4 protein-coding genes are annotated in these 6,073 nt (G+C 36.2%); 2 read left to right on the top strand and 2 right to left on the bottom strand.

Going from position 1 to position 6,073, the window contains the following annotated elements:
• Positions 1–112 precede the first annotated feature (112 nt).
• Complete coding sequence (locus OZD63_RS01465) at positions 113–439, bottom strand: hypothetical protein (RefSeq protein ID WP_338062912.1); 327 nt, start codon at positions 437–439, stop codon at positions 113–115.
• Between the two features lie 127 nt (positions 440–566).
• Here OZD63_RS01465 and OZD63_RS01460 point away from each other — a divergent pair, with 127 nt between their 5' ends.
• Positions 567–1,922 (top strand): phosphomannomutase/phosphoglucomutase, encoded by a 1,356-nt coding sequence (locus OZD63_RS01460; protein ID WP_275007927.1) that lies wholly within the window; start codon positions 567–569, stop codon positions 1,920–1,922.
• Positions 1,923–2,028: 106 nt separating this feature from the next.
• On the opposite strand, the gene OZD63_RS01455 is transcribed toward OZD63_RS01460, so the two are convergent.
• Positions 2,029–2,880: an Rpn family recombination-promoting nuclease/putative transposase gene (locus tag OZD63_RS01455; RefSeq protein WP_096616857.1), complete on the bottom strand. Its 852-nt coding sequence runs from the start codon at positions 2,878–2,880 to the stop codon at positions 2,029–2,031.
• 210 nt (positions 2,881–3,090) lie between these two features.
• Here OZD63_RS01455 and ppdK point away from each other — a divergent pair, with 210 nt between their 5' ends.
• Positions 3,091–5,826, top strand: coding sequence for a pyruvate, phosphate dikinase (ppdK, locus tag OZD63_RS01450; protein WP_275007928.1), 2,736 nt, complete (start codon positions 3,091–3,093; stop codon positions 5,824–5,826).
• Positions 5,827–6,073: the final 247 nt, after the last annotated feature.

The raw sequence follows: 6,073 nt of genomic DNA, 5'->3' as shown, positions 1-6,073 counted from the left end.
TTTTCTTTCTGCTACTCTCCAGTATTGGTCTAATTTTTTCAAATTGTTCTTTACTTATATCGCTTGGATAGCTTTTTTGCATAGATATACCTCTTTCTTAACTATGCTTATTTTACCTCATATTTTCGAGATCCTTAACAGGTTCTAAGAAATTTTGATTTGGTAAAGGTGCTTCAAACTCTCTATGTGTTTCATTTATTGATTGCTCAAATTTTTGGAACTCCTTTTCCCACTTTAAATTTATCTGTCCTGTAATGTCCTCATCTTTGCGTAAAGGGCCAATAAAATACCAGATTAAATTTTTTTCCTCCAATTGTTTTATAGTCTCTTGAAAGCTGCTACAAGATTCAATCACATCTAAAATATCCTTTTTCTGCTGTTCATCTACATCTAAACTTTGACTTTCAGCTATAAATACATTTTCGTTTTCCTGTGGCATAATTTTACATTTTAAAAAATATACTATAATATTAACAGATTTCTTTAAAAAGTCAACTAATTGTTGGATAAATAAACTTGAGCATTTGGCCAAAATGTTATATAGTAGCCACCTCAAGAGGTACAGTATGGACAATACCATTATAAGAAAATACGATATCAGAGGTATAATAGGCAAAGACTTGCAGATTAATGATGGGTACGAGATAGGTAGAAAGTTTGGCCAAACCGTAGCTAGTGTTTGTGTCGGCTACGACAGCAGAATAGATTCACCAGGTATAGAAGGAGAATTAATTAGGGGCTTAACTTTATCCGGTGCAAATGTTATACGCGTTGGACTATGCTCTTCACCTATGCTTTACGCTGCAACACAAATCACACAGGCGGATCTTGGTATCATAATAACTGCCTCTCATAACCCCAGCGAATATAATGGCTTTAAATTTTTTAGTAATAAAAAAGTCTTCTCAGATCAAGAAATGAAGGAAATTATAAGCAGTCCAATTAAAAACAGCACAAGAATTGGAAGCTTAATTAACATAAATATATATAGTGAGTACATTAGCATATTGAAAAGTGCAGTGAAGAACGATACTACACAGAAATTAAAAATAGCCTGGGATTGTGGAAATAGTCCAGCAAGTGGAATTATAAGGTATATTGAAAAGATCTTGCCTGGTCATACGCACATCGTAACCAATAACTCTATAGATGGGGCATTTCCACTGCATGATCCAGATCCCATAGAGGAAAAAAATCTTGCTCAATTAATTGACATTGTGAAGGAATATGGATGTGATCTTGGCATTGCGCTAGATGGCGATAGCGATAGGGTGCGCTTAATTGATAATAAAGGCAACGTTGTTTCCAATGACCATTTATTTATAATTTTTGCACGTGAAGTGTTGGAGGAATATCCAGAAAGCAAAGTTATTGCTAACGTAAAAATGAGTATGAAAGTGCATGATTTTGTTAGCAAGTTAGGAGGGCAAGTTATCACCTGTGCTACTGGACATTCACTAGTTAAGAAGAAGATGGTAGAGGAAGAGGCAAAGTTTGCTGGTGAATTAAGCGGGCACTTCTTCTTTTCTGAGCTAAGTTTTGATGATGGGCTATATTCTGCTGTTAAAGCAGTTGACATTTTGCTTAAGAAAAACCAAAGCCTATCTCAGGTGATTGAGGATTTACCGAAGTTATATATCACTCATGAAGTGAAGATTGTAGTGAAAGATGAGAAAAAGTTTCAAATAATTGAGTCAATAAAGAAAACACTGGAGCAGCAAAATATTGTATTTTCAGATCTTGATGGTGTTAAGGTAACCGATAATAAAGGTTGGTGGCTTCTTAGGGTATCAAATACGCAAAACTGCATTACAGCAAGATGCGAAGGAGAGACTTTAGAGGGTTTTGAACTTACTAAAAAGGTTTTGTTCCATTACATTGATGAAGCAAGGTCTTTAAATTGTAGCTACTCACAGAAATAAATTTGATTTATAAAATTGACATGAAAGTATAAAGATAAATAGGCTAAATGTACTTATCACCTGGTCAGGCTGCAGCATTATTTCGTGTAACCGTTTGCGGGTCCACTTAATTCTGCAATTCTTTGATCTCACTCATGGAGAGGCCAGTAAACTTAACAATAGTGGTGACATCAACATTATTAGCCAGCATTGTTTTTGCAACTTCAATTTTTCCTTCCTTTTTAGCATCATCAAGTTTTTGTTCAAGAACAGCCCGTTCATCACGAATACGTTTTATTTCCTGTTCGTAGGCAATAAATTCTTTCTCTGACCAGTTGAATCTATTTAGTTCTTCATATGCCTTTTTAATTATTACATCACTACCTATTATCTTTTCCAATTCTTCTTCGCTAGTTTCATCTGCATATTTAAAATAATAGATCCATTTTTCAACTATACTCTCCAATTGGTCTTCTTTAGTTTTAGGAAATTTTGGTAACTCAATAAATGTAAAATAAAAATCTTTTAAATCATGTTCATAGCTATCTTTGTCTAACATTACATGATCTGACTTATACTCAGATTTATTAGGAAAGAGAATACAATCAGCAATAGCTATAAAAATGATTTCTTTAAGATCCTGATATTGATCACCTTTATCAGCTTGCCTTGAATAAGCTTTAGCAGCGTAATATTGAGCGCGTTTTTCAAAGCCTTTAGTTTTGGCAACTTGCATTTCGACTATTACTTGCACCCCATTTTCATCCCTGCAAAGAACATCAACGATACTTTGTTTTTTAGAGGCAATTTCAGCATCTTGAATAGTGCTGAGGAATTCTATTTCTTTTATTTCATCTTTGCCAGTGAACCCCAAAATATCATTGAGAAAGTGAATGAGGATGTCTTTATTTTTTTCAGTACCAAAAATACGCCGGAACGCAACATCATTCTTGGGGTCGAGAAATTTAGAAAGAGCCATAAAAAAATTTTTAAATGTATCTTTACATTATATATTCTTATTGATAATAATTCAATAATTTGTCATCTTTTTTGTTAACTTTACTGATGTTGCCAGAAGGAACGTTGTTGCAAAATTTTGTAAAATTTATTATCCTAAGGTTTCAAGTTCTCACGGGTTTATTGGAACTATATGTACAATGTGTTTATCAGTGAAAATCTGGAGAAAATGATGGGGGAAAAGTTGATACATTACTTTAGCCAGGGTAAATGCGAAGGCAATGCAGAAATGAAAAATCTGCTGGGAGGAAAGGGGGCAAATTTAGCAGAAATGTGCAGTGTTGGCATTCCTGTTCCACCTGGTTTCACAATTTCCACCTCTGCTTGCAAAGTCTATTATCAAGACAATAGATCTTCTGTTATCCAAGTAGCTGACTACTCGGATCCAGAAAAAAATGTGGTCACGCACTGGAATGACATATGTAGTGGAATCAAAAACTACATGGCGATGCTCGAAAATGACATCGGTTGTAAATTTGGGGATTTAAATAATCCTTTATTAGTTTCAATACGCTCTGGTAGTGTTAGTTCAATGCCGGGCATGCTTGATACTATTTTAAATGTTGGTCTAAATGATGAAACCGTTGTTGGGCTTGCAAAAAAAAGTGGCGAACGTTTTGCTTACGATAGCTACTGCCGTTTCATCATGATGTACTCCAATGTTGTACTACAGCTTGATCATCACCTATTTCAAGATGTTGTTGATAATGAGCAGCAAAAGAGTGGAGCAAAAAGCTTAGCTGATCTTGATGTTGATGTTTTAAAGAGAATTGTTAACGATTTTAAAAAGATAGTATATGAAAAAACTGAGAAACATTTCCCGCAGAACGTTGAAGAGCAATTGTTAAACTCAGTTAATGCAGTATTTGCCTCTTGGAAAAATGATAGGGCTGTTTCCTATAGAAGAATACATAATATTCCTGAAAACCTTGGAACAGCGGTCAACGTGCAAGCAATGGTTTTTGGTAATTTAAATGATAATTCTGCAACTGGTGTGATATTTACACGAAATCCTTCAACTGGAGAAAAAAAATACTTTGGTGAATTTCTGATTAATGCTCAGGGTGAGGATGTGGTTTCTGGTGTTTATACTCCTATGCCAATTGACGGAGAGCAAAAAAACACCATGGAGAAGTTGCTGCCAAGTGTCTACCGAGAATTATGCGTGGTATGTGAAAAACTTGAAAGGCATTATAAAGACATGCAGGATATCGAATTTACTGTGCAGGACGGTAAGTTATGGATTTTGCAGACTAGGTCTGGCAAGCGCACGGCTGAAGCTGCTATTCGCATAATAGTTGATATGGTAAACGAAGGAACGATTACAAAAGAAGGAGGAATATTGAGAATTGATCCAAAAACTTTTGACAATTTATTGCATCCAGTTCTTGACGTTAAGGGTGATCAGAAAGTAATAGGGAAGGGACTGCCGGCTTCTCCAGGGGTTGCTTCTGGATATGTAGTGTTTAGTGCAAGTGATGCTGAAAAAGCTGCAGAGCAGGGTAAAAAAGTGATTTTAGTAAGGTCAGAAACGAGTCCTGAAGATATTAATGGAATGAATGCTGCAAGTGGCATAGTAACAGCACGGGGAGGGATGACCTCGCATGCTGCTGTTGTAACCCGTGGAATGGGTAAGCCATGCATTTGCAGTGTGAGTGGACTTTATATCGATAAAGGTGGAACTTTCTTTTCTGTAGGGGATGCAAAAGTAAATAAAGGTGAACCAATTACCATCAACGGAGGAACAGGGGAGGTTATGCTTGGCATTCTTCCTACAATTTCACCTGAATTATCGCAAGAATTCAAAACGATAATCAACTGGATAGATGAAATCAAAACGATCAAAGTGAGAGCGAACGCTGATACTCCAAAAGATGCAAAAATTGCAAAAGAATTCGGTGCAGAAGGTATAGGCTTATGTCGCACAGAACATATGTTTTTCGCTAGTGATAGAATCGAATTCATTCAAAAATTGATAATAGCTGACGATGAAAATGAAAGGGCAAATGCGCTCATTAAACTAGAAGAAATGCAAAAGTCTGATTTCAAAGAAATATTTTCTATTATGGAGGGCAGGGAAGTCACTATACGGTTGCTTGATCCACCTTTGCATGAATTTTTACCCAATGATCAGTCTACTATAGAAAAAATTGCCAAATCACTTAGTAAGTCAGTTGAGTCAGTAAAAAATAAAATAGCACAGTTATCAGAAAAGAACCCAATGCTTGGCCATCGAGGTTGTAGACTTGCTATTTCTCATCCTGAAATATATAGCATGCAGATTAGGGCAATACTTAGTGCTGCAAGTGAATTAAAGAAAGAAAAGAAGATAGAAGTGGAGCCTGAAATAATGATTCCTTTTATTATGAGCGAGAAAGAATTTATTCTGATATGCGAGCTAGCAAAGAAAGAATCCTCTGTTATCTCAGCTGGGATCCAGACGCAGATTCCAGCGTCACGCGCTGGAATGACATCAGACAAGGCTTATTCAATTGGAACGATGATAGAACTACCAAGAGCAGCACTGATTGCTGATAAGTTAGCAAAACATGCAGAGTTTTTTAGTTTTGGCACTAATGATTTAACGCAAACAACCATGGGACTTTCAAGAGATGATTCAGTTAATTTCCTCGATTCTTATAAGGAAAGCAACATATTCGAAAACGACCCATTTGAAGTGCTGGACATCGAAGGGGTAGGGGAGTTAATCAAGATAGCCATTGAAAGAGGCAAAAAAACCCGAAAAGAAATAAAACTGGGTATATGTGGAGAGCATGGAGCAGATCCAAAATCTATAGAGTTTCTCATCGAATCAGGGGTAGATTATGTTTCATGCTCACCCTATAGAGTACCGATTGCAAAGTTAGTGGCAGCACAGTTTAGTGTTAGATCTAAATTTGCTAGGTAAGTATAGTGGCAGTGTTGGCTACTCATATGGTTTGAGTCCACCAGAGGGTGTCATTCCAGCGCGTGACGCTGGAATCTAGTTTTTATTATGGCCTTTTGGATCCCAGTGGGCTTTGTTGCATCGCTAGCTATGATGGATTAAAGATAAAAAAAGGTGGAGTATATCAGTAGCTTATTATTCTGGTATTTACAACAAGAACGGTCAGTGAATACCTAAATTTGAGTAAAAGAAATTTCACTACCACTCA

This window comes from Wolbachia endosymbiont of Drosophila leontia, assembly GCF_028981785.1.
In the GTDB taxonomy this organism is placed as follows: domain Bacteria; phylum Pseudomonadota; class Alphaproteobacteria; order Rickettsiales; family Anaplasmataceae; genus Wolbachia; species Wolbachia pipientis.
The sequence above is the reverse complement of the archived record's forward strand: the minus strand, read 5'-3'. Positions and strand labels throughout refer to the sequence as shown.